The organism is Streptomyces sp. TRM49041 (assembly GCF_008271805.1).
Taxonomy (GTDB): domain Bacteria; phylum Actinomycetota; class Actinomycetes; order Streptomycetales; family Streptomycetaceae; genus Streptomyces.
On the sequence record NZ_VSRY01000140.1, the window covers coordinates 62,372 to 85,265 of the forward strand.

A 22,894-nucleotide genomic window follows, 5' to 3' on the forward strand; every position below is an offset into this window, starting at 1 on the left:
GACCGGACAGACCGAGACACGTACGGGAAGGCCCGGAGCAGCAGTGGCAGGACGCGCGACATGGGTGTGGCAGAAGCTGTTCACCACACACCCGGCCCGCACGGTCGTCATGGCCTTCGCCGCCGTGATCCTCGGCGGTACGGCCGTGCTGACGCTGCCCCTCGCCTCCGAGGACGGCGGCGCCACCGGCTTCGTCACCGCGCTCTTCACCGCCACGTCCGCCGTGTGCGTCACCGGCCTGGTCGTCGTCGACACCGGTACGTACTGGAGCGGCTTCGGCGAGGGCGTCATCCTGGCGCTCATCCAGGTCGGCGGCTTCGGCATCATGACCCTGGCCTCGCTGCTCGGCATCCTCGTCTCCGGCAAGCTGCGGCTCCGCATGCAGCTCACCGCGCAGGCCGAGACCAAGAGCCTCGGCATCGGCGACGTACGCAGGGTGCTGATCGGCGTCGGCAAGACGACCGCCGCCGTCGAGCTCGCCGTGGGCGCGTGGCTCGCGCTGCGCTTCCGCCTCGGCTACGGCATGCCGATCGGCGAATCCGTCTACCACGGGGCCTTCCACGCCGTCTCGGCCTTCAACAACGCCGGGTTCGGACTGCGCCCCGACAGCCTCACCATGTTCGCCTCCGACCCGTTGGTGACGCTGCCCGTGTCGGTCGCCGTGATCCTGGGCGGTCTCGGCTTCCCCGTCCTGCTGGAGCTGCTCCGGCACCGCGACCGGCGGCGTACGACCGGTCGGCGCGGCTGGTCGCTGCACACCAAGCTGACCCTGGTCACGACGGCCGGGCTGCTGCTCACCGGCACCGTGCTGACCTGCCTGCTCGAATGGGGCAACCCGGGCACGCTCGGCCCGCTCCACTGGGGCGAGAAGCTGCTGAACGGCTTCTTCCACTCCACGATGAGCCGTACCGCCGGCTTCAACGCCATCGACATCGGCGCCATGGAGGCGTCGACGCTGCTGATGACCTGCACGCTGATGTTCGTCGGCGGCGGCAGCGCCGGTACGGCGGGCGGCATCAAGGTGACCACGTTCGCGGTGCTGGCCGCCGCGATGGTCGCCGAGGCGCGCGGCGAACCGCACTCGATGGTCATGGGTCGCCGCATCGCCCCGCACGCCCTGCGCCAGGCCCTGACCGTCGCCCTGCTCGGCGTGGGCTTCGTGACAGCCGCCACGCTCGCGCTCCTCACGGTGGTCGAGGCACCCTTGCAGGCGGTGCTGTTCGAAGCCGTGTCGGCGTTCGGCACGGTCGGTCTGTCCACCGGTATCACCGGTGACCTCCCGGTCTCCGGAGAGCTCATCGTGATTCTGCTGATGTTCGTCGGCCGGCTCGGACCGGTCACACTCGTCTCGGCGCTCGCACTCCGCGAGCGGACCCGCCGGTACGAGCTACCCGAGGAGCGACCTGTCATTGGGTAACTACCTGCACAACCTGCGCCGCAGGCGCCGTAAGCGCCTCGCCGAACTCGAACCGAGCGACCAGCGCGTCGCCGTCATCGGCCTCGGCCGCTTCGGCAGCTCGCTGGCCTACGAGCTGACCCGGCGCGGCTGGGACGTCCTCGGCATCGACACCAGCCACCAGCTGGTCCAGCGGGTCAGCGACGTCCTCACCCACTCGGCCGTCGCCGACTGCACCGACCCCGAGGTCCTGCAGCAACTCGGCGTGCACGAGTTCACCAGCGCGGTCGTCGGCATCGGTTCGGACATCGAGGCGAGCATCCTCATCGCGTCGAATCTGCTGGAGGCCGGCGTGCCCAACATCTGGGCGAAGGCCATCAGCCGCCAGCACGGCCAGATCCTGGAGCGGCTCGGCGTCCACCACGTGGTGCTGCCCGAGCACGAGATGGGCGAGCGCGTCGCACACCTGGTGACGGGCCGGATGCTCGACTTCATCGAGTTCGACGACGACTACGCCCTGGTGAAGACCGTCGCCCCGGAGATCGCTACCGGCGTCCCACTGGGGGAGAGCGCGGTGCGCAGCAAGTACGGCGTGACGGTCGTCGGCATCAAGCGGCCGGGGCAGGACTTCACGTACGCGACGGCCGAGACGGTGATCGAGAAGGGTGACGTCGTCATCGTCACCGGCAAGACGCACGCGGTGGAGTCGTTCGCCGAGCTGAGCTGAGCCGAGCTTAGACGAGCTGAGCCGGGCCGGGCCCGGCCTGGCGGACTCCTGGCGCGCGTGGTGCCCGTCGGGTGGATAGCGTGGCAAACCGGACAGGAAATCACTCATGAACCATTGAGGGGATCGTCATGGCCGGACAACCCGAGGGCATGCCCTGCTGGGTGGACGCGATGTTCACCGACATCGAGGGCGCCAAGAGTTTCTACGGGGACGTGCTGGGCTGGACCTTCGGCGAGGCGCAGACGGAGTACGGCAACTACACGCAGGCGTACGCGGACGGCAAGGCGGTCGCCGCCGTCGTACCGCCGATGCCGGGCCAGGAGGGCCAGGCGCCGCAGTCCGCCTGGTGCCTGTACTTCGCGTCGCCCGACGTGGAGGCCACCGCGCGCAAGATCCGCGACAACGGCGGCCAGGTGCTGATGGAGCCCATGCAGGTGGGCGACTTCGGATCGATGCTGCTCGCCCGCGAGCCCGGCGGCACGACCTTCGGCGTCTGGCAGGCCGGCGTCCACGAGGGCTTCGAGGTGCGGGCCGTGCCGGGGGCGTACTGCTGGGCCGAGGTCTACACGCGGGAGCCGGGGAAGGCGGACGCGTTCTTCCGCGCGGTCTTCCCTTACAGGGCGCAGCGCATGGAGGACGCGAACATCGACTTCAAGGTCTTCAACCTCGGCGACGCGCCGGTCCTCGGCCGGATGACGATGGACGAGAACTTCCCGCCCGACGTGCCGCCGTACATCAACGTCTACTTCACCGTCGACGACGTCGACGCGGCGATGGGGCGGGCGACGGCCCGCGGCGCGAAGGTGCTCTTCGGACCCATGGACAGCCCCTTCGGCCGGTTCGCGGCGCTCCTGGACCCGCAGGGCGCGCCGTTCTCGCTGATCGACGTCAACAGGACCGAGGGCGAGATGCCCGCCATGACGGAAGAGCCCTGAGCGGCGGTCCCGGCGAACCCGGCCTACCGTGAAAGTATCCGAAGGCTCCGACCACAGGAGGCGGACGTCATGACGTTTGTGCAGGTCATCGACTGCCGGACACAGCAGGCCGATGCGCTCAACAAGCTGATGGACAACTGGGTCGAGGCGACCCGGGGCAAGAGGACCGCGACTCACTCGATCGTCGCGAAGGACCGCTCGGACTCCGCGCACGTCGTCGAGATCGTGGAGTTCCCGTCGTACGAGGAGGCGATGCGGAACTCGAATCTGCCCGAGACCGACCGGATCTACCAGCAGATGGTCGAGCTCTGCGACGGAGAGCCGTCGTTCACCGACCTCGACGTCATCCGCGACGAGCAGCTCAACAAGGCACTGGCCCGGGACTTCCTGGAGACCATGGTCAACCGGGGCGACCTGGAAGCGGCGTACCAGTTGTGTACCGCGGACTACCGGGAGCACGATCCGTCGCTGTCCTCGTACGACCTGAGCGTCGACGAGGTCAAGCCGGAGAACAAGGAGATCCTGGACGCGTTCCAGCCGCAGATGACGCTGCACAGCCTGATCGCCGAGGGTGACGAGGTGTGTGTGCGCTTCTCCTTCCGCGGCCGGCACGTCGCGGCGTACCAGGGACTCGAGGCCACCGGCCGGGATGTCGCCGGCACGGGCCACGCGACCTTCCGCTGCTCGGGCGGCAGGCTCGCGGAGAGCTGGTGGAACGTCGACGACCTCGGCCTCATGAAGCAGCTGGGCGCCGTCGAGGCGTGAGGGCGGGCACCGGCCCCAGGGGGTGTACGCCACACGGCGGCGCCCCCTTCGCCGTGCCCGCCCGGGTGGCGGCCCGGCGCGCGTCGTCGTGGGGGCCGATCGGCATGCTCCAGGGGCCCGAAGGGCCTGTCCGCGACCCACGGCACGGGCTTCGCTGGAGGTGCGGGCCCGTACACCTGGGCGCGCGAGCTGCGGAAGCGGAACGCGAGGAGATGAGCCCCATGCGCACACCCAGGACAGTCTGCCGCGACGTCGGCGAGGGCGGTGCGTCGCGATGATCCGCGTGCTCGTCGGATACGCGACGGCACACGGCTCCACACTCAGCGTCGCCGAGCGCGTCGCCACCCGTCTGGCGGAGGCCGGGGCGGAGGTGGAGACCAAGGAGCTGACCGCCGTGTCGGCCGGGGACCTGGCCGCCAACGACGCGTATGTGATCGGCAGCGCAGTGCACGACATGGCCTGGCTGCCCGAGGCACGGGACTTCGTCGACGCCCACACGGACGCGCTCACCGGCCGTGCCCTGTGGATCTTCAGCGTCGGCATGCCGGACGCCCTGCCGGGCCCGCGCAGGACCCTCGCCGGAATGGAGGAGAAGAAGATCGTCGGGGCCCTGCGGGAGCGGCTGCGCCCGCGCGGTCACCGTCTGTTCTCCGGTGTCATCCGCCCGGAACACCTCTCCGGGCCGGCCCGCCTGAAGATGAGGGCCATGGGCGTGCGGTACGGCGACTACCGTGACTGGGCCGCCGTCGACGGTTTCGCCCACGAGATCGCCGAGGCCCTCCACACGGTGGACTCGTCCTAGGCTAGGCCGGGGCCCGCGGCGGGGTGCCGCTCGGCGGACTCACCGCGTCCGACGCTTCGGTGAGCGCGTCATGTGCGATGACGCCGCACCGACCGGGGCGCTGGCGTGTGCGCGCCGGAGTGCGCGATCGGGCGATCAGGGGGAGGGCGGCGATGCGGACGGTGCGGAGTGTGCGGAGGGTGCGGGACGTGGCGGGCGGGTGGCTGGTCACGGCGGTGATGATCACGGTGGCGCTGCCCCTCGCCGGTGCGTCGTGGGGGCAGGCCGTCGTCGTCGCGCTGCCCGTGGCCACCGGCATGGCGGTGGTGTGGGCGGTGGTGGACGCGCTCCGCGAGCGGCGACGCCCGGCGGACCCGGACGGCGCCGCCGAGGCGGTGCCCGCGCCATGGGCCCGGGACCTGCCGCCCGCCGGGCCCCCGCCGCCCCTCGACGTGACCGGCAGCCTCGGCGGGACCGGCTTCCGCGTCCGCAGGGCGGACGGGCGGACGGTGCTGGACATCGGAGGGCGGGAGTTCGCCGTCGGACCGGACATCCGGCTGCGGTACCGGCAGCGGGTGCTGCGGAGGTCGGTGCTGACCGTCGAGCGGCCCGGGGAGCCACCGTTCGTCCACCGCTACCGGCTGCCCCGGGCCGCCCGCACGGGCCTGTTGTTCGACTTGACGTACGACGTGTTCACGGCCGAGGAAGACGACGACGGCCTGTGGCTGGTCCACACCCTCGGCGGTACGTCGAACTGGTGCGACACCGAGGACTGACCCGCAGCCGCAGGACCGCCGCGCCCCGGTCAGACCGCCGGGCCGAGGCCGCGCCGCAGGGCCGTGGCGAAGTCCTCGGCCGTCTCCAGGTGGACGCGCAGCGTCTCGCAGCGGGCCTCGACGACCTTCCGGTACGTGTCCAGGCGCTCGCGCAGCCGCCGCCGCTCCTCGTCCTCCGGCGGGTCTTCGGTCGCGGCGAGCCGGTCGGTGATCGCCAGCAGGTCCCGCATCTCGTCCAGCGAGAAGTCGAGCGGCCTCATACGTCGGATGACCATGAGCCGCTCGACGTCGGCGGCGGTGTACAGCCGGAAGCCGCCCTTGCTGCGGGCGGACGGCGCGGCGAGGCCCATGACCTCGTAATGGCGGATGGTGCGCAGCGAGAGACCGGTCCGCGCGGCCACCTCGCCGATCCGCATGTGCCGCCACCGGTCGTCCGCCGTCGCCCGGTCCTCCGCCGTCGCCTGGTCGTCCGCCATCGCCGCGCCCGCCTGCTCTCTCCGCCGTTCACGCGTCCGTGCTGAGGCTCCTCACCTTACGTACGCACATGGCCTGCTTCGCGGCGTTCACCGCCCGCGTGCCGTCCGCGCCGCTCAGCGGTGCGTCCGGCATCCGGTTGCGAACGTAGTTCGAAGAGCGGCAGCGCTCGTCATACGTCCACGGTCACGGCGCACGACCATCCGTAGGGGTCCGGCGCCATGTGCAGCTCGTTCCAGGAGACGGCCTTCGGTACGGACCCGGTGATCCGCACCCGCGCGAGCCGGGCGACCGCGAGGCGTACGTCGAGGTCCCCGTCGGTGGTCTCGACCTCGACGTCCACGGGCACCTCGCCGTGGACGTCGAGCCGGAACACGACCTCCTCCAGGAGATCGGCGAGGAGGTCGTCGTCGCTGACCTCGGCGAGGCGAAGCCGCCATACGGCGTCCGCGTGCGCGGCCGACACGTCGGCGAAGCACTCCACGAGCCCGAGCACCGCCTCGCCGAGACACTGCTCCCGGCTGCCGCCCCACGCCTCGATGCGCACGTCGGCGGTGTGCGGCACCGACCGGTGTCCGCCCTCGCCCGGGAGCCGTACGGGAGTCTCACCGCCCATGGCGACGCACGTCAGCGCTGGTACATGCCCACGAGGGTGCCGCTGGCGAGCTCCCGCCGCTCGACGGCCTCGTGCACCTGGTCCGCGGTGGGCGCGTCGGGCAGTACGACGGGCTCCCGGAGGGCGTAGAGCCGGAAGAAGTACCGGTGTGCCTCGTCCCCGGGCGGCGGGTGCGGCCCGCCCCAGCCGCGCTGGTGGAACCCGTTGACCAGCTCGGTCCCGCCCTCCGGGACATGCCCCTGGTCCATGCCGTCGGTGTGCGGGTCGATGCCGACCATCACCCAGTGGACGAAGGTGCCCGACGGGGCGTCGGGGTCCTCGCAGAGAAGCACCAGCTCGCTGGCGTCGTCCGGCACTCCGGACCAGGTCAGCGGAGGGTGCTCGTTCTCGCCCTCGAACGCGTAACGGCGCGGGATGGGCGTGTGGTCGCCGAACGCGGAACTCATCAGATCGATACCGGCCATGTCGCCCGCAGTACCCGCCACATGGACCGGTATGCGCGGAGATTCTCCAAAAAATCATGATTCGACATGGTTCGTATCACTCTGACGGAGGTAGCCTACTTATAGACCTACGGGATGAGCGAGGGAGTTCAACCGGAGTAGCCGACTTTGGCAGGAAGCCTCGGTTTCCGCTGGGGCCGACGTCGACGGTTGGGCTGAGAGGCCCGAAGGCCGGGAGACCGGCTGGAAGGCGACCCCCAGAACCTGATCCGGACAATACCGGCGCAGGGAGCCCGTCTCGTAGGTCGCCTCATGCCTTATGGCTCATCACTCGCGCCACCGCCGTGCCCTCCTGGCCGACGGTGGCGTTGTCGTCGGCGACGTATCGCAAACGCGGGCCGCACTGCCGCTGCCCGCAGTTACTGCCGCACCCGCTCCAGCCATCCGCCCGGGTGGCACGTCAGCCCGTACCGCTCCAGATCGCGCCGCTGCCGGAAACCGGCCCCCTCGGGCGTGCCGAGCCAGTTCCGTACGGCGGGCTGGACACCGCCCGGCATGTCCGGCGGCCGCAGCTCCGGTACGTCCACGATGCCGTCCTCGACCACGAAGAACCCGCCGACCGGCACCAGAGGCGCGAAGTGCCGCAGTGCCGCCGTCGTCGTGTCGTACGTGTGCAGGGTGTCCTCCACGACCAGGCACCGCGCCCCGGCCGGGACCGCCGCACCCGCGCGCCGGGCCGTGCCCGGGTCCGTGATGTCGCCCTCCAGCAGTGTGATGTCCCGCTCGTACGCCGGGTCGGCGCCGGCCAGGGCCTCGCGCGCCTTGTCCTGGCGCAGGTCGAGCGTGACGACCCGGACGTCCTCCGGGACCCGGCCGTACCCGGCGAGGGCGCGCAGCCGGTCGCGGAACCACAGGGCGGACCCGCCGAAGTGCGTACCCAGCTCCACGACCACCTGGCTGCGCGACAGCCACATCAGGTGCTCCATGAGGCGCAGGTCCTCGGGGAACTTCTTGATCCGCACCCCGGCGTAGACGTCGCGGACGTGTTGCCGCTCCCTCGCCCTCCAGTACGCGCCGACGCTGTCGTCCAACGCCGCCGCCACGCGTGGCGGCAGCGCTTCACTCTCATGGGCGTCCTCCACGCAGACGAGCGAACCACGCTCCGGAAGAGGTGTCTACGGGACCGGCTGGAGGGTCCACCCCCGTGGGTTCGCCGGGTCCGGCGCCTGGAGCTGCAGGGGCGCGCCGTTCTCCGGCCCTGCCGTACCGAGGACCAGCCCGTGGTCCTTCAGCGCGAAAGTGTGGCCGGCGGCGTCGGCGGAGGCGGTGGGCTGCCAGCGCTGCGCGTCGGTGCCTGTGCAGGGCCGCTGGACCACCACGGCGCCCGGGCCCAGCGGGTCGGTGCCCTGGAGACACAGGCCCGAGTGGGCGGCCTTGATCTGCACGTGGCCGTCGCCGAGGTCGTCCAGAAACCACTGCTGGTTGGGCTGACCGTGGCGCTCCCAGGCGATGACGGGCGCTGCGTCGTTCACCGAGGCGGCCTCCACGTCGGCGGCCCTGCCGGTGGCGGGGTCGAGGAGGACGTACTGCCCGGTGGGGACGGGCGGCGGCTCGGTCGCGCCGGTGGACGGCGTGGGGCTCGGGGGCGGCTCCGCCGGGGCCGGGGTGGCGACGGCGGTGCTCTGCCGGGCGGCCACCACGTCGCCCCTACGGTCGCCGTCGCCACCCCGGTCGCCGTCACCGCCGCCCAGGAGGGCGCCGATCCCCAGGCCCGCCGCGGCGCACGCGGCGATGGCCACCGCGACGAGCACCCCCTTGGGCGGCCCGCCCCGCTTCTGCCCGCGCGTGGCGGGACGCCCGGGCGGCGGCGCGTCCTCGATCCGCGGCAGCGTCCTGGTCGGCTCCAGTGGCGGCGGGTACGCGTCCGGGGTGGGCGGGAGGACCTCCGTCGCATCCGGGTCCCACATCCGCGGGTCGCCGCTGTGCCCTTGGTGATTCACCCCTGCTGCTCCTCACGACCATGCCGTCACGCCGTCCGGCGACGGTACAGTGCGACGATCGTAGGAATCGATGCACGGGGGGACTCTCATGGCACTGTTCGGCAACGCGCACACCGTCGACCCGGCGAGCGCGCAGCAGGAGTACGCACGGCTCCTCGGCCCCGGTGAGCGGGTGCACGCCGCGTATCTGCTGATCCGCGACACGATCCTGTTCACCGACCGCCGCCTGATCCTCGTCGACAAGCAGGGGATCACCGGCAAGAAGACCGAGTACCACTCCATCCCGTACCGCAGCATCACGCACTTCGCGGTCGAGACGGCGGGCACGTTCGACCTCGACGCCGAGCTGAAGATCTGGATCTCCGGCAACCCCGCCCCGGTCCAGAAGACCTTCACGAAGGGCGTCGACATCTACGAAGTGCAGGCGATCCTCACGCAGTTCGTGGCGCGCTAGACGGCGGGAACCGGGAACCCCGGGCGGAAGCCCGGAGCGGGAGCCCGCCGGGAGCCCGCCGGGAGCCCGCCGGGTGCAGACGCGGAAGCCCGGCGGGGCACTACTAGCCCTTCACCACGCCCAGCGGCTCCAGCCGTGCCACCTTCCGGCACAGCCCCGCGCCCTCGCTCGCCGCCACCACCTCCGCGACGTCCTTGTACGCCTCGGGGGTCTCCTCCGCCAGGCTCCGCAGCGACAGCGGGCGTACGGCGATGCCCGCCGCCTCCAGCCGCGCCCGCAGCTCCCCGCCGGTGACCGTGCGGGCGGCCTGGTGGCGGCTCATGACGCGGCCGGCGCCGTGGCAGGTGGAGTGGAAGGCGTCACCGCCCGGGACGCCGGTCAGCACATAGGAGGCCGTGCCCATCGTGCCGGGGATGAGCACCGGCTGGCCCGCGTCCCGCAGGTCCGGCGGCAGCTCCGGATGGCCGGGCGGGAACGCGCGCGTGGCGCCCTTGCGGTGGACGCACAGACGGCGCGGCCCGCCGCCGTCCACCGGGTGCGTCTCGATCTTGGCGAGGTTGTGCGACACGTCGTACACGAGACTCAGCCGTACGCCCGCCCGCCGGCGGAAGATCCCGCGGGTCGCCTGAGAGAGCAGCTGGCGGTTGGCGCGGCCGTAGTTCGCGGCGGCGGCCATCGCGCCCAGGTAGTCGCGGCCCTCCGGCGAGTCGACCGGGGTACAGGCCAGTTGCCGGTCCGGGACCTCGATGCCGTACCGGGCCATCGCGCGGTCCATCGCCCGTACGTGGTCCGAGCAGATCTGGTGCCCCAGCCCCCGCGAACCGCAGTGGATCATCACGCACACCTGCCCTACGGCGATCCCGAACGCGGCGGCGACCGCACCGTCGTAGACCTCCTTGACCTCCTGAACCTCCAGGAAGTGGTTGGCCGAGCCGAGGCTCCCCACCTGGCCCAGCCCGCGCTGCCGGGCCCGATCGCCGACCTGCTCCACGTCCGCGTCGTCGACCGCGCCGCCGTCCTCGCAGCGCCACAGGTCGCGCTCCTCGCCCTGCCCCTGCTCGACCGCGTACCGGGAACCGCCCCGCAGCACCCGCTCCAGCTGCCCGACGCCGCTCAGCCGCCACACGCCCCCCGGCCCGGCGCCGCGCGGAATCACCCGTCCCAGGCCGTCCATCACCGCGCGCAGTGTCTCCGGGTGCAGCGCGCGGCGGTCGCAGTCGGCGGCCAGCAGCCGCACCCCGCAGGAGATGTCGAAGCCGACGCCGCCGGGTGAGATCACCCCGCCCGCTGCGATGTCGGTCGCGGCGACGCCGCCGATGGGGAAGCCGTACCCCCAGTGGATGTCCGGCATGGCGTACGAGGCGCCGACGATGCCCGGCAGCGTCGCGACGTTCCCGACCTGCTGGAGCGACTGTTCCGCGTCCCGCAGCAGCGCGCGGGACGCGAAGACCACGCCGGGGACGCGCATGCCGGGACCCGGCTCGATACGGAACCGGTACCGGCCTTCCTCCACGACGTCCATGACCACCATGGCTGCCTCCCGTTCCCGCCCCGCTCCGTCCCGTCGCCCGGTACCCGCGGGGCGGCGGGTCACACCGCCCGGTGCAGGAGGAACACGGCCAGCGCGTCGAGGTCGCGGGCCGCGACCTGGGCGAGCGGTACGGAGCGGAGGCGGGCGCGGGCGGTGGCGAGCTGTCGGCGGGCCTCCTCCAGGGTCGCGGCGCGCCCGCCGGCCCGGTCGACGAGCGCGGCGGCGCGGGCGGCCGTGCGGCCGTCGGTCCCGCCGGGTGCCTCCAGGAGCGCGGCCAGCTCGCGCGCCGCGGGTCCTTCGGAGGCCAGGGCGGCGAGCACCGGGTACGTCTTCTTCCGCTGCCGCAGGTCGCCGTGGACGGGCTTGCCGGTCACCGCGGGGTCGCCCCAGATGCCCAGCAGGTCGTCGACCGCCTGGAACGCCACGCCCAGGTGCCGTCCCGCCAGGTCGAGCGCGGTGACCGTTCCGTCGGGCGCCCCGCCCAGCAGCCCGCCGAGCGCGGCCGCGCAGCCGAGGAGGGCGCCGGTCTTGTGCTCGGCCATGGCCCGGTACTCGTCGGGCCGCACCGCGCCGGGTCCCGTCCAGGGCCGGTCCTCGAAGCACAGGTCCTCCGCCTGGCCCCGCACCAGGGCGCTGAGCGCGTCGCACAGGCGCCGTACGGCGGGCCCGGTGTGGACGTCCGGCGCCTCGGCGAGCGTCTGCACGGCCAGCGCGAACAGGGCGTCGCCGGCCAGGACGGCGGGCCCGGTGCCGTACGCCTTCCACACCGTCTCGCGCTGCCTGCGCATGGCGTCGCCGTCCATGATGTCGTCGTGCAGCAGGGAGAACGCGTGCACCAGCTCCACGGCGACCGCCCCCGCCACGGCCACCCTGCCCTCCGCCCCGGCGGCCTCGGCCCCCAGCACGGCGAGTGCCTGCCGCACCCCCTTCCCCTCGGACGCACCCGGGTCGGGCGTACCGCCCGCGTCCCGCCAGCCGAGCGAGAACGCCGCCATCTCGCCCGTCCAGGGGTGGAGCTGCCCGACGGCTTCCGCGAGCGCGGGCCGTACGAGCGTCCGGCAGCGGAGGAGGACCCCGGAGGCGTCCGGACCGGCCACCGTCGCGGGGTCCGGGGCGGGGGCCGTCGGGGCGGCGGCAACGGGGTCGGACGTCAGGGAGCCGGAGGCCATCGGGGCGGAGGTCATCGCCGTACCCCCTCCTCGCCCGTCGGCAGTGGTCCGACGCCCAGCTCCGCGGCGGCCTTCTCGGTCATGTCGCGCGCGTGCCGCAGCCCGATGCGGTCGAGGGTGTCGCGCAGCTCGCCCAGTTCGGCCGCGGTCTCCTCGGGGTCCCGCCCGAGCCGGGCGAGGGCCTTGGCGAGGCCCAGCCGGGACAGGGCCGTACCCCGGGGCTCGTCCATGGCGCGGAACTCCTCCAGCGCCCCCGCGTACGTGTCCCGGGCCTCCTCGTACCGGCCCGCCCGGTACAGGACGTTGCCGCGCATCTTGTGGTTGTACGCCAGCGCGCTGGACAGCTCCATCTCCCGGCAGGCCACCTCGGCCTCGGACAGCAGGGCCAGCGCCCGCTCCACGTCCCCGTCCCGTACGGACAGGACATCGGCTATCCCGCGCAGCGCCCACGCCCGCCCGCGCCGGTCCTCGGCCCGTGCGGCGGTCTCGGCGGCCTCCTCGAAGAGCGCGAGGGCCTTGTCGTACGAGCCGGTGTTCCGGTGCATCTGGGCGATGCCCTCCAGCGCCCACACCGTGTGCCGCGCCTCACCGCGCCGACGGGCCTCGGCCAGCAGCTGTTCGTGGAGCTCGCCGACGGCCTGGTAGTCGCCCTGAATCCGCCCGGTCTCGGCGAGTCCCGCGAGCGAGTACCCGCGTACGACGATGTCCCCGCCCCGCTTGCCGAGCTCGGCGGCCAGCCCCAGCAGCCGGTACGCGAGCGCCAGCGCGCCGCGCTGCCGGGCGAGCGTCCCCCCGCTCCACATGGCCCACGCCATCGCCCCGACGTCCCCGGCGTCACGCGCCGCCCGGTAGCTCGCCTTCCACGCCCGGTCGGCCTCGTCGATCCGCCCCAGCCGCCGGCACGCCTCCGCCACCGCGAGCCCGCACCGCGCCACCTCCCGCCGCTCCCCGGCCGCTTCGGCGGCGCGCAGCTCCTCTACGCCTCTCTCCAGGACATCGGTCAGCGACGAGTTCACCGACAGCGAGCCGAGAGGCCCCTGGTACTCGGGAGCGAACGCCTTCCCGCGCGGCCCGCCCCCGCCCCCGTCCTCGACGTGGCCGGGTTCCTGCCGCACCTCCGACATCGTCCGTGCCGCCGCGCGCATCGCCGTCTGACTCACTGTCACACCCGTTTCCGTATCCGTTCGTTACCGATCAAGACGGTATGAGCGGAAGGAGGTTCCACGAGTCCCTCTGCGTGCTGGTCGTGTGTCCTACCTGAGTGCTACGGAGACGGCCGGCGGTCGTCGGCTGGACGTACGGGGAGCCGGCCGGCTACTCGGCGTCCAGCCGCCGTACGCGTTCCGCGTCGGGGGTGCGGGGGCAGGTGACGCAGGCCGCGTCGGGCCGCAGGGTGTAGTACAGGCAGCAGGACACCCGGGTGCGCGTCGGGTACCGGCGGCCCTCGTGGCCGACGAGGCGGCGGAAGTCCGCGCCGCCGGGGAACGGCGGGACGGCCGTCGGCAGCAGGTCCTCCGCCGCGCGTACCGCCCGTTCCTCCTGGCCGAGGACGCGGCCGAGGTACCAGATACCGGAGACCAGGTCGTCGCCCACCATCCCCCACAGCGCGCGCGGCCCGCGCCGCAGCCGCGGGCCGATCGCCGTCAGCAGGGGGCGTACATGGTCGGCGACGGCTGCCCGCAGCTCCGCGCGGAGCGCCTCCTCGTGGCCCAGGGCCCGTACGCCGGGGGCGTCGGCCGCCGCGGCGGGGTCGTGCGGGAGGCATGCGAAGCCCGTGCCCGGGACGACCTCGAAGGTGCCCGTCGCCAGGTCGACGCGGATGTCGCGCGGCCGGATGCGCGGTACGCGGCGCTCCAGGTACCAGGAGCCGCTCATCAGGAGGCTGACGGACCAGAGATAGTCGTGCAGGGCGCGGGAGGCGGCGACGTCCGGGCGCGGGGTCGTGCCGTGGCGTTCCCGCGCGGGCGGACTCGGCCTCCACGAAGGCGTCGAGGGCGTCCTGGTCCTCCGTCAGCTCGGCGCCGTCGACGTGGTGTGCCGTCGGGGAGGGCGTGACCCGCACGTTCAGCGCCTCGCAGGAGGCCACGACCCGGCGGTACGTGTCGGCGAGCGCCGGCGCCCTACGCAGGCCGGCGCGGGCCCGCGCGGTGTCCGGGGCCAGGGTCATGGCGCTCCTTCGGCGAGATCGAAAAAGGTTAGGCTTACCTTAATCACATCTGGTCGGGGTGTGCGGTGCGGGGCCATGGGCGTGTCATAAGGCGGCAGTTGAGAAGTAAGGATTGCCTAACTTAGGCTTCGACGCGCTGGTGTGGCCAAAAGCGTTCGGCGGCACTCACCTGCCGTCTCCTCGACTCGGAAGGCAGCCCCATGCGGTTGTACCTGCTCGCACTCAACCCCACGGACTCGGTCACCGAAGGCTTCCTCCCCGCCGCGGCCCGGCTCGGCCTCGACGTCACCGTGCTGACCGACCAGCCGGACGCGCACCGGGGCGCATACGCCCCGGACGTCGAGATACTGAAGTGCGACGTACGTGACTTCCGCGCCGTCATCAGCCGTGTCGCCGCCCACCACACCCCCGACGCGATCTTCACCAACAGCGACCACCTCCAGACCCAGGCCGCCCTCGCCGCCGACTACTTCGGCCTCCCCGGCAAGGACTGGCGGGCCGCCCTGCGCACCAAGGACAAGGCCCAGCTGCGGCGCCACCTCGCCGCGACCGGCGTCGACACGGTCTGGGCCGCCGAGCTTCCGAGCGGCCACGACCCGGCCACGCTCATCGGTCCCGAGCCGGGGGCCGGGTCCGGTCCCGGCGCCGGCCGCGGTGTGCCGTACCCCTGCGTCGTGAAGCCCCGCGAGGGCGTGGCCAGCGAGGACGTGGTCCTGGTGGACGGACCCGAGCAACTCCTGCTGCGCTGCGCGGAGATCCAGGCGCGGCGGCCCGAGGCCGCACTGGTCGTCGAGGAGTTCCTCGCCGGCGAGCTGTACACGCTGGAGACGCTCGGCGACGGGCGGGTCCGGCACGTCCTCGGCGGCTTCCACACCGAGATCTCCCCGCCGCCGTACTTCATCGAGGAGCGGCTCACCTTCGTCCCCGCCCACCCGGAGCCGGTCGTCGCGCGGATACTCGCCCAGCTCGACGCGCTCGGCGTCGGGTTCGGGGCCTGCCACACCGAGTTCGTCGTCCACGAGGGCCGCGCCCGCATCATCGAGGTCAACTACCGGGCCGTCGGGGACCAGTGCGACCTGCTCCTGGCGCAGCTCCTCGACGTGCCGCTCTTCGAGCACATCCTGCGCACGCACCTGGGCGAGCCGCTGCCCGCCGACCTCGGCGCCCGTACGGACGGCGCGGCCCGCCTGGAGTACCCGTGCGCCGACCGCGCCGGTACGCTCACGGCCGCACCCGAGGCCGCCGACCTCACCGTGGACGGCGTCCGGCTCACGTACCGGCCGCTGCGTGCCGTGGGCGAGCGGCACGAGCTGCACCACACCAACCGCGACTTCCTCGGAGTGCTGCGCGCCACGGGAACCGGCCAGGAGACCGTCGACCGTGTCGTCGCGGACTTCCTCGCCGCCCAGCGCTGGGAGATCATCCCGTGATGAGCGCGACGGACACGGGCACGGATGCGGGCACGGGCACGGATGCGGGCACGGCCGAGGGCGAGTTGCTGCTGCGGGTCCTCGGGGCCCTGCTGCGCGAGGACGTCGTCGGGCTGCGGACCCGTTCCACAGCTGTGGACAAGGAGGACGGCCGCTGGCTGCGGCTCTCCACCGGCGACGGTGACGCGCTGCTGCTGCCGGTCGCCGACGACGGGTTCCAGGGCGCGTACGCCGCCCGTGAGCCCTTCCTCGTACGGGAGTCGGACGGCACCCGGCTCGCCACGTACGAGGCGGTCGTCGGCACCCTCGCCGCGCTCGCGGACCCGGTCGACCGGGACGGCTTCGACGCGTTCGCCGAGGAGTGCCGGCAGACCCTCGCCACCATACGGCTGCACGACGCCACACGCGCGGAGACCGTCGGTCGGCTCACCGAGCGGTACGGTCCCGACCCCGCCTACTGGACCGGACCGGCCGCCGGCCTCGCCCACGACACGCTCGCCGCCCGCCACGACCACCCGGTCTACCCGACCGCACGCGGCCGCGCCGGGCTCGATGAGGCGGAACTGCGCGCGTACGCACCCGAGTTCCATCCGCGGCTCGCGCTCCGCTGGCTGGCCGTGCCCAGGGAGGCCGTCACCCTCGCGGGCGGCCCCGACCGGCTGCCCACCCGCTGGCCGACCCCCGCCGTCCTGGGCCTGCCCGAGCGGTTCCACGGCCACCTCGCCCTGCCCGTCCACCCCCTGACCGTCGGTGCCCCGCTGCGGGCCGCCCTGCGCGCGACCGGCCTGGAAGGCGAGGCGGTACTCGCCGAGCGCGCACACCTCCGAGCCGTACCGACCCTGTCCATGCGTACGGTCGCCCTCGCCGCCGAGCCGGACCTCCATCTGAAACTGCCGCTCGCCACCGCGACGCTCGGGCTCCGCAACCGCCGCACCATCAAACCCGGCACCCTCGTGGACGGCGCCGCGGGGCAGCGGCTGCTCGAGACCGTGATCGCCCGCGAGCCGCGCTTCCGGGACACCGTCCTGCACGCCGACGAGACCGTGTACGCCCACGTCGGCCACGAACTGCTCGCCGTACTGTGCCGCCGCCTCCCCGCCGGGCTCGACGGCGCCGTCGTCGTCCCCATGGCCGCGCTCCTGAGCGAGGCGCCCGGCGGCGGCCTGGTCGTCGACCGACTCGCCGACCGCTTCTACGGCGGCGACCCGGTCGCGCTGCTCGACGCCTGCCTGACACTCCTCCTCGACTGGCAGACCACGCTCTTCGGCTACGGCATCGCCCTGGAGTCCCACCAGCAGAACGTCTCGCTGGTCCTCGACCGGCGGGTGGCGTCCGGCGGCGGCGGCGGCGGCGGCGGTGGCGACGGCGGTGGCGGCGGCGCGACGCGGCTGCGGCTGCTGCTCAAGGACAACGACGCGCCGCGTATCAACACCGCGCGCCTGCGGGAGACCCTGGGGACCGACGCGCCGGACCCGTCCGCGTTCGAGGACACCCGGATCTTCGGCGTGGGCGTGGGCGTGGGCGACGGCTGCGGCGACGGTGACAGCGACGGCGACCGGCCGTTGACGGACCTGTTCACCACCATCACCGTCCACCTCTGCGCGGGCGCCTACGCGTTCGGCCTCGCCCGCCACGGCCGTGCCCCCCTCGACACGCTGATCGGCCTCGTGCGCGACCGCCTCGCCGAGGCCGCCGAGCGCCTCGGCACGGCCCCGGGGGAACCGGGCGCGACCCTGCGCGCCCATGTCCTGGACGCGCCGGAGCTGCCGGTCAAGGCGATGGTCACCGCCGGGACCCTGCTCTCGAAGGCCCGTTCGGGCGCCGCCGACATCAACAAGCACTACACCAGAGGGCCCAACTACCTGCTGGACAGCCCTCGATGACGACCGCCACGGCGACGCGGACGGGGCCCGGCGGCACCGCCGGTACCGTCGCGGGGCGCGCCACCGACCCGCGGTCCGGTGCGGCGCCCGGCCGGGGGCCCGCCGCTCCCGGAGGCCCGCGCCGCGCTCCTTCCCCTGATCACCGCTCGCCCTCTCCACTCTCTCTCCGCACCCGCTGGAGCCGTTGATGCCCCCGCTGAACAAGTCGCTCGCCCAGCCGCTCGACCCGTCGCCCTGCACCGCCGCGACGGCCGGCCTTCCCACCGCCGACGCGGTCGTCGCCCATACCCTCCTCAACTGCCTCCTGCGCGAGGTGTCGGGCCCCGAGCACGAGACCGCCGTCAGCGAGGGCCGGCTCCTGCTGCGTCTGCCCCGCCGCGGCGTCCGGCTGCGGATCGCGCTGCGCCGTACGTCGCTGCTGGGCGCGCACCGGTTCGCGGGCCCCGTGCTGGAGGACGCCGGTGGCGGCACCTGGCAGCCGGTCGGCTGGCGGCGGCTGGCCGAGTACGTACGGGACGAGCTGTCGCTCCGTACGGGGGTGCGCAACGACGAGTTCCTGGACCAGGTCGCCTCCAGCCACCAGGCCGTCTCCGCCGCGCTGGCCGTACGCGCCGAGGCACCGGGGCCGCAGACCACGACGGGCGACGGGCTCGCCACGTATCTCGCCTCCGAACAGTCCCTGCTGTTCGGGCACCGCTTCCACCCGACGCCGAAGGCCCGTGGCGGGGACGCCGCGTCCTGGCTGTCGTACGCGCCGGAGGCCGGGGCGTCGTTCCCGCTGCGGCACCTCGCGGTCCGGTCGCATCTGATCGCCGAGGAGGCGGCGGAAGCGGGGGCGTTCGACGCCCTGGACGGGCTGCGGGCCGACCTCCCGGGCGGCTACCGACTGCTGCCCGCGCACCCGTGGCAGTACGCCATGCTGCGCGACCACCCCCGGTTCCGCGCCGCCGTCGACCGGGGAGACGTCGTCGACCTGGGGCCCTGCGGGAAGCCGTTCGCGGCCACCGCGTCGGTCCGGACGCTGTACGACGGGGAGACGTTCCTGAAGTTCAGCCTGAACGTCCGCATCACCAACTGTCTTCGCAAGAACGCCGGTTACGAACTGTCCGGTGCGGTCGCCCTGACCCGGGTGCTGGAGCCCGTACTCGCGGACCTGGCCGCTCGCTTCCCCGGCAGCGCGATGCTGCGCGAGCCGGCGTACCGGAGCCTCGCGCTGCCGCCGCCCGGCACCGATGGCGCGCCGGGCGGCTCCCACGACGGCGGCCCGGCCGGCACCCCCGACCGGGCCCTGCTCGAAGGCTTCGGCGTGATCGTCCGCGAGGGCCTGTCCCGGCGGCTGCTGCCCGGTACGACCCCGCTGCTCGCGGCTGCCGTCGCCGACGAGTACCCCACGGGCCCCGGTCACATCTCCCGTCTCCTCCACGGCACCGGCCCGCGGACCGCGCTCGACTGGTGGGCCGCGTACCTCAAGCTGCTCGTCCCGCCCGTGCTGGCCGCCTACTTCGACCACGGCGTGGTCCTGGAGCCGCACCTCCAGAACGTCGTCGTCTGTGTCGACGACGAGGGCCTGCCCGCGCAGGTCCTCTTCCGCGACCTTGAGGGCACCAAGCTGGTACCGGAGCACCACGCCGACGCCCTGGCGGCGCTGCCCGCCGAGGTGGCCGGGCCCATGACGTACGACGCCCGGCGAGGCTGGGACCGGGTCGTCTACTGCCTGCTGGTCAACCACGTCGCCGAGGTCCTCGCCGCGCTCGCCGACCTGCACCCCGGGACCGAGCCCGCTCTGTGGGCCCGGGTCCACGCGACGCTCCGCGCGTACGCCGACCGGCACGGCTGCCCGCCCCGGCTGGCCGCGCTCCTCGCCGGGGTGCCGCTGCCCGCCAAGGCCAACCTGCTCACGCGCTGGGCGCGCAGGGCCGACCGCGAGGCCGGCTACGTCCGCCTGCCCTCCCCGCTGGCCGAGGACTTCCTGTCCACCGCGACCCCCGCATGGAGCGAGACCCGATGACCCACCCCACCCCGGAGGCGAGGAACCACATCCTCACCCTCCCCCCGACGGAGCTCCCGGCCTATGTCTACGACCTGACAGCCCTGCGCGAACACGCCGCGGCGGTACGAGCCGCCCTGCCGGAGCGCGTCGAGCTGTACTACGCCGCGAAGGCGAACCCGGAGCCGGAGATCCTCAGGGCCCTCGCCCCGTACTCCGACGGGTACGAGGTCTCGTCGGGCGGCGAGCTCGCCCACGTGGGCCGCGCGGTCCCCGGCCACCCGCTGGCCTTCGGCGGCCCCGGCAAGACGCCCATGGAGATCAGCACGGCCCTGGAGCTGGGCGTGGAGCGCTTCCATGTGGAGAGCCTCCACGACCTGCGCATGCTGGGGGAACTGGCCGCCCAAACGGACTCGGAGGAGCGGGTGGGCGTCCTCCTCCGCTTCAACCTCCCGCTCGCGGCGGCTTCCCTGGAGGGCAGCTCGCTGGCGATGGGCGGCCGCCCGACCCCGTTCGGCCTGGACCCGGCAGAGGCCGACGAGGCGGTCCGCCCGCTGACGGACGGCACATACCCGAGCCTGGAACTCCTCGGCGTCCACGCCCATCTGGCGAGCGGCCTGGACGCGGAGGAGCAACTGGCGGTGGCGGCGTCGATCGTGACGTGGTCGACGGATCTGGCCGCCCGCCACGGCGTCCACCTCCGCGAGGTGAACGTGGGCGGCGGTATGACGGTCGACTACGCCGCCCCGGAGTCCCGCTTCGACTGGACGTCCTACGGCAAGGGCCTGTCCGCCCTGCTGGCCGCCCACCCGGACCTGACCCTGCGCATCGAGCCGGGCCGCGCCCTGACGGCGTACTGCGGCTGGTACGCGACGGAGGTCCTGGACGTGAAGCCCAGCCACGGCGAGGAGTTCGCGGTGGTCCGCGGCGGCACCCACCACCTCCGGACCCCCGCGACCAAGGGCCACGACCAGCCCTGCTCGGTCCTGCCCGTCGCCGCCTGGCCCCACCCCTGGCCCCGCCCCGCGGCCACCGGGGGCGAGGTCACGCTGACCGGCCAGCTGTGCACCCCGAAGGACCTTCTCGCCCGGCACGTACCGGCCCCGGGCCTGCGGGCGGGCGACCGGGTGGCGTTCGCCCTGGCCGGGGCGTACGCGTGGAACATCTCGCACCACGACTTCCTCATGCACCCGAGGCCGGGCTTCCACTTCCTGGACGGTGGTGGCCGGGCCTGAGGGTCAGTCGCTCTCGCAGCCGATGCCGATGCCGATGCCGATGCCGTCGCCGTCGCCGTCGAGGCCGTGCGGGTCGGCGAAGGCCGACGGCCACCGGGTTCGGCTCAGCCGTTCTCGGCCTCCGCCGTGGCGGGGGCGTCCGCCAGCCAGTGGTAGCGGCGTTCCGGGCGGCCAGTGGTGCCGTAGCGGAGGGTGACCTGGGCCTGGCCGGTGGAGACGAAGAACTCCAGGTAGCGGCGGGCGCTGACGCGGGAGAGGCCGGTCGCGGTGGCGCACTCCGAGGCGGAGAGACCCTCGGGGCGGCCGCGGAGGTTGGTGCGGACCAGGCCGGCGGTCTGTTCCGTGACGCCCTTGGGGAGACGGACCGCCTCGGCGGGTTCCGGGGGCTGCGGGGGCGTGGGGCCCGGGTCGGGGGTGGCGAAGACCCGGTCCACGTCGGCCTGGGCAGGGATCGCGATGGCGGCCAGTTCGCGGCGGCGGTGCGCGTACTGCTGGAGGCGTTCATGGAGGACGGAGCTGTCGAAGGGCTTGATCACGTAGTGGACGGCGCCGCCCCGCAGCGCGCCCCGCACCGTCCCGGCGTCGCGGGCCGCCGTCACCACCAGGACGTCGACCTCCGACCCGCCGGCCGTACCGGCGCGCAGCTCGCGCAGCACGTCGAGGCCGCCGATGTCGGGCAGGTACATGTCCAGCAGAACGAGGTCGGGACTGAGCTCGCGCACCGCGCGCAGGGCCTCGGCGCCCGTACGGGCCTCGCCGACCACCGTGAAGCCGTCGAGCCGCTCCACGAGCTTGCGGTGCAGCCGGGCGACCATGAAGTCGTCGTCGACGACCAGCACTCTGATCACGGTGGTTCCTTCCGCACCCTCGCCTTGCCCGCATCCCTCCTGGCGCGAAGTGTGCATGAGCGGGACCGTCCAGTCACCCGCATCGGCGGAAGTGATGCCGCACCGATGCCTGGCCATGAACAGAATGAACAGAAGATTCGTTACAGCCAATAGCTGCACAACGCTCCCATCCCTTTCCGGCCGTCTCTCGCGCTGTTTGCATAACGCCGCATCGACGCAGCACCCCCGAGAGCACAGCTGGAGGAAGCGTGTACCGCTCAGCCCCCCGAGCAGTCATGGCGGCCCTCGCCGCCGGTTCGGCCACACTGCTGCTCGCCGCGTGCGGCGGTCAGCAGACCACCGGCGCAGGCGACAGCGGCGGCGACTGGAAGCCGACCAAGCCCATCGAGTACATCGCCCCCGCCGGCACCGGCGGCGGCTGGGACACCCTGGCCCGTACCAGCGCCCGCGTCCTCGACGAGGCGAAGATCATCGACAGGCCCATGCGCGTGGTGAACAAGCCCGGCGGTGGCGGCGCCATCGGCTGGTCGTACATCTCGCAGTACCCGGCCGACGCGCACAAGCTCTTCGTGACCAGCCCGCCCATCCTGCTTGTGCCGCTCGCCGGGAAGTCCCAGCAGACGTACGACGACTTCACGCCCATCGCCCGGCTCAACACCGAGCCCCTCGCGTACGTGGTGAAGGCGTCCTCGCCCTTCAAGACCTTCGGCGACCTGGCGGCCAAGCTCAAGTCCGACCCGAAGAGCATCAGCATCGCGGGCGGCTCCGGCCCGGGCAGCCTCGACCACGTCGGCCTCGCCGGCGCGGTGAAGGCGGCCGGCGCGGACGCCTCCGAGGTGAAGTACGTGCCGTTCGACGGCGGCGGCGAGGCGCTGACCGCCCTCCTCGGCGGCCACGCCGAAGCGGCCGTCGCCGGTGCCTCCGAGGTGACGGGCCTGGTCAAGTCCGGCGACCTGCGGGTCCTGGCCGTCTCCACGAAGGAGCGGTCCGAGATCCTGCCGGACGCGCCCACCCTCACCGAGTCCGGCGTGAAGTACGTCTTCGACATCTGGCGCGGCGTGATGGGACCCAAGGGCCTCAGCCAGGCGCAGATCGCCTACTACGAGAAGGCGTACAAGGAGATGACCGAGCACGAGGCGTGGAAGAAGGAGAGCGAGAAGCTCGGCTGGACGAACGCGTACCTCGGCAGCAAGGACTTCGGCAGTTTCCTGCACGAGCAGAACAAGGACCTGAGCAGCATCCTCGCCGACGTCGGTCTGAAGAAGTAGCGGGCCCGG

General features: G+C 73.2%; 21 protein-coding genes, 1 pseudogene and 1 riboswitch. Of the genes and pseudogenes, 12 read left to right on the top strand and 10 right to left on the bottom strand.

Features of this window, described 5'->3' with window-relative positions; genetic code table 11:
• Positions 1-43 precede the first annotated feature (43 nt).
• The 6 genes from FVS66_RS18340 to FVS66_RS18365 all read left to right on the top strand — a co-directional run bounded on the left by FVS66_RS18340 (position 44) and on the right by FVS66_RS18365 (position 5,380).
• A complete protein-coding gene (locus FVS66_RS18340; protein WP_149182246.1) occupies positions 44-1,417 on the top strand; it encodes a potassium transporter TrkG in 1,374 nt (457 codons plus the stop codon).
• Positions 1,410-2,123 carry a TrkA family potassium uptake protein gene (locus tag FVS66_RS18345; RefSeq protein WP_149182247.1) on the top strand — a complete coding sequence of 238 codons (714 nt, stop codon included), beginning with the start codon at positions 1,410-1,412 and terminating at the stop codon, positions 2,121-2,123. The genes FVS66_RS18340 and FVS66_RS18345 overlap by 8 nt, the downstream gene beginning before the upstream one ends.
• Before the next feature lie 128 nt (positions 2,124-2,251).
• Complete coding sequence (locus tag FVS66_RS18350; RefSeq protein WP_149182248.1) at positions 2,252-3,058, top strand: VOC family protein; 807 nt, start codon at positions 2,252-2,254, stop codon at positions 3,056-3,058.
• Positions 3,059-3,127: 69 nt separating this feature from the next.
• Positions 3,128-3,823: an ester cyclase gene (locus FVS66_RS18355; protein ID WP_149182249.1), complete on the top strand. Its 696-nt coding sequence runs from the start codon at positions 3,128-3,130 to the stop codon at positions 3,821-3,823.
• Between the two features lie 274 nt (positions 3,824-4,097).
• Entirely contained in the window at positions 4,098-4,625 is a 528-nt protein-coding gene (locus FVS66_RS18360) for a flavodoxin domain-containing protein (protein WP_262387063.1), read from the top strand.
• A 152-nt stretch (positions 4,626-4,777) separates the two neighbouring features.
• A complete protein-coding gene (locus tag FVS66_RS18365; protein ID WP_149182250.1) occupies positions 4,778-5,380 on the top strand; it encodes a hypothetical protein in 603 nt (200 codons plus the stop codon).
• A 29-nt stretch (positions 5,381-5,409) separates the two neighbouring features.
• Here FVS66_RS18365 and FVS66_RS18370 read toward each other — a convergent pair whose 3' ends face one another.
• From FVS66_RS18370 to FVS66_RS18390, 5 genes are all read right to left on the bottom strand, one after another.
• Positions 5,410-5,856 carry a MerR family transcriptional regulator gene (locus FVS66_RS18370; protein ID WP_149182251.1) on the bottom strand — a complete coding sequence of 149 codons (447 nt, stop codon included), beginning with the start codon at positions 5,854-5,856 and terminating at the stop codon, positions 5,410-5,412.
• Positions 5,857-6,026: 170 nt separating this feature from the next.
• The gene (locus FVS66_RS18375) at positions 6,027-6,470 is read right to left on the bottom strand and encodes an archease (RefSeq protein ID WP_149182252.1); all 444 of its coding nucleotides are present in this window, start codon (positions 6,468-6,470) and stop codon (positions 6,027-6,029) included.
• A gap of 11 nt (positions 6,471-6,481) precedes the next feature.
• Positions 6,482-6,934, bottom strand: coding sequence for a YbhB/YbcL family Raf kinase inhibitor-like protein (locus FVS66_RS18380; RefSeq protein ID WP_149182253.1), 453 nt, complete (start codon positions 6,932-6,934; stop codon positions 6,482-6,484).
• A 110-nt stretch (positions 6,935-7,044) separates the two neighbouring features.
• Positions 7,045-7,221, top strand: a riboswitch (TPP riboswitch).
• Positions 7,222-7,332: 111 nt separating this feature from the next.
• On the bottom strand, positions 7,333-8,055 hold the full coding sequence (locus FVS66_RS18385) for a CmcI family methyltransferase (protein ID WP_149182254.1): 723 nt from the start codon (positions 8,053-8,055) through the stop codon (positions 7,333-7,335).
• Between the two features lie 33 nt (positions 8,056-8,088).
• Complete coding sequence (locus FVS66_RS18390; protein ID WP_149182255.1) at positions 8,089-8,913, bottom strand: RICIN domain-containing protein; 825 nt, start codon at positions 8,911-8,913, stop codon at positions 8,089-8,091.
• Between the two features lie 88 nt (positions 8,914-9,001).
• Between FVS66_RS18390 and FVS66_RS18395 the strand changes: the two genes are divergently transcribed.
• On the top strand, positions 9,002-9,367 hold the full coding sequence (locus FVS66_RS18395) for a PH domain-containing protein (protein WP_149182256.1): 366 nt from the start codon (positions 9,002-9,004) through the stop codon (positions 9,365-9,367).
• Positions 9,368-9,470: 103 nt separating this feature from the next.
• On the opposite strand, the gene FVS66_RS18400 is transcribed toward FVS66_RS18395, so the two are convergent.
• The 4 genes and pseudogenes from FVS66_RS18400 to FVS66_RS18415 all read right to left on the bottom strand — a co-directional run bounded on the left by FVS66_RS18400 (position 9,471) and on the right by FVS66_RS18415 (position 14,234).
• On the bottom strand, positions 9,471-10,898 hold the full coding sequence (locus FVS66_RS18400) for an RtcB family protein (RefSeq protein ID WP_399225803.1): 1,428 nt from the start codon (positions 10,896-10,898) through the stop codon (positions 9,471-9,473).
• 59 nt (positions 10,899-10,957) lie between these two features.
• The gene (locus FVS66_RS18405; protein ID WP_262387064.1) at positions 10,958-12,082 is read right to left on the bottom strand and encodes a polyprenyl synthetase family protein; all 1,125 of its coding nucleotides are present in this window, start codon (positions 12,080-12,082) and stop codon (positions 10,958-10,960) included.
• Complete coding sequence (locus tag FVS66_RS18410) at positions 12,079-13,191, bottom strand: tetratricopeptide repeat protein (RefSeq protein WP_149182326.1); 1,113 nt, start codon at positions 13,189-13,191, stop codon at positions 12,079-12,081. Before FVS66_RS18410 ends, FVS66_RS18405 begins: the two co-directional genes overlap by 4 nt.
• A 190-nt stretch (positions 13,192-13,381) precedes the next feature.
• Positions 13,382-14,234, bottom strand: a pseudogene (locus tag FVS66_RS18415) ((2Fe-2S)-binding protein).
• A 200-nt stretch (positions 14,235-14,434) separates the two neighbouring features.
• On the opposite strand from FVS66_RS18415, the gene FVS66_RS18420 reads away from it, so the two are divergent.
• The 4 genes from FVS66_RS18420 (at position 14,435) to FVS66_RS18435 (ending at position 20,769) form a co-directional block, all read left to right on the top strand.
• On the top strand, positions 14,435-15,664 hold the full coding sequence (locus tag FVS66_RS18420) for an ATP-grasp domain-containing protein (protein WP_149182257.1): 1,230 nt from the start codon (positions 14,435-14,437) through the stop codon (positions 15,662-15,664).
• A complete protein-coding gene (locus FVS66_RS18425; protein WP_149182258.1) occupies positions 15,664-17,547 on the top strand; it encodes an IucA/IucC family protein in 1,884 nt (627 codons plus the stop codon). The genes FVS66_RS18420 and FVS66_RS18425 overlap by 1 nt, the downstream gene beginning before the upstream one ends.
• 187 nt (positions 17,548-17,734) lie before the next feature.
• On the top strand, positions 17,735-19,555 hold the full coding sequence (locus FVS66_RS18430; protein WP_149182259.1) for an IucA/IucC family protein: 1,821 nt from the start codon (positions 17,735-17,737) through the stop codon (positions 19,553-19,555).
• A complete protein-coding gene (locus FVS66_RS18435; RefSeq protein ID WP_262387065.1) occupies positions 19,552-20,769 on the top strand; it encodes a type III PLP-dependent enzyme in 1,218 nt (405 codons plus the stop codon). Before FVS66_RS18430 ends, FVS66_RS18435 begins: the two co-directional genes overlap by 4 nt.
• 104 nt (positions 20,770-20,873) lie before the next feature.
• Here FVS66_RS18435 and FVS66_RS18440 read toward each other — a convergent pair whose 3' ends face one another.
• Positions 20,874-21,617: a response regulator gene (locus FVS66_RS18440; RefSeq protein ID WP_149182261.1), complete on the bottom strand. Its 744-nt coding sequence runs from the start codon at positions 21,615-21,617 to the stop codon at positions 20,874-20,876.
• Positions 21,618-21,865: 248 nt separating this feature from the next.
• Here FVS66_RS18440 and FVS66_RS18445 point away from each other — a divergent pair, with 248 nt between their 5' ends.
• Positions 21,866-22,885 carry a tripartite tricarboxylate transporter substrate binding protein gene (locus FVS66_RS18445; protein ID WP_222946950.1) on the top strand — a complete coding sequence of 340 codons (1,020 nt, stop codon included), beginning with the start codon at positions 21,866-21,868 and terminating at the stop codon, positions 22,883-22,885.
• Positions 22,886-22,894: the final 9 nt, after the last annotated feature.

Coding starts and splice junctions, on each gene's coding strand:
- FVS66_RS18350 (WP_149182248.1), top strand. CDS start 2,252: ATGGCCGGACAACCCGAGGGCATGCCCTGCTGGGTGGACGCGATGTTC.
- FVS66_RS18355 (WP_149182249.1), top strand. CDS start 3,128: ATGACGTTTGTGCAGGTCATCGACTGCCGGACACAGCAGGCCGATGCG.
- FVS66_RS18360 (WP_262387063.1), top strand. CDS start 4,098: ATGATCCGCGTGCTCGTCGGATACGCGACGGCACACGGCTCCACACTC.
- FVS66_RS18365 (WP_149182250.1), top strand. CDS start 4,778: ATGCGGACGGTGCGGAGTGTGCGGAGGGTGCGGGACGTGGCGGGCGGG.
- FVS66_RS18370 (WP_149182251.1), bottom strand. CDS start 5,856: ATGGCGGACGACCAGGCGACGGCGGAGGACCGGGCGACGGCGGACGAC.
- FVS66_RS18375 (WP_149182252.1), bottom strand. CDS start 6,470: ATGGGCGGTGAGACTCCCGTACGGCTCCCGGGCGAGGGCGGACACCGG.
- FVS66_RS18380 (WP_149182253.1), bottom strand. CDS start 6,934: ATGGCCGGTATCGATCTGATGAGTTCCGCGTTCGGCGACCACACGCCC.
- FVS66_RS18395 (WP_149182256.1), top strand. CDS start 9,002: ATGGCACTGTTCGGCAACGCGCACACCGTCGACCCGGCGAGCGCGCAG.
- FVS66_RS18400 (WP_399225803.1), bottom strand. CDS start 10,898: ATGGTGGTCATGGACGTCGTGGAGGAAGGCCGGTACCGGTTCCGTATC.
- FVS66_RS18405 (WP_262387064.1), bottom strand. CDS start 12,082: ATGACCTCCGCCCCGATGGCCTCCGGCTCCCTGACGTCCGACCCCGTT.
- FVS66_RS18410 (WP_149182326.1), bottom strand. CDS start 13,191: ATGTCGGAGGTGCGGCAGGAACCCGGCCACGTCGAGGACGGGGGCGGG.
- FVS66_RS18420 (WP_149182257.1), top strand. CDS start 14,435: ATGCGGTTGTACCTGCTCGCACTCAACCCCACGGACTCGGTCACCGAA.
- FVS66_RS18425 (WP_149182258.1), top strand. CDS start 15,664: ATGAGCGCGACGGACACGGGCACGGATGCGGGCACGGGCACGGATGCG.
- FVS66_RS18430 (WP_149182259.1), top strand. CDS start 17,735: ATGCCCCCGCTGAACAAGTCGCTCGCCCAGCCGCTCGACCCGTCGCCC.
- FVS66_RS18435 (WP_262387065.1), top strand. CDS start 19,552: ATGACCCACCCCACCCCGGAGGCGAGGAACCACATCCTCACCCTCCCC.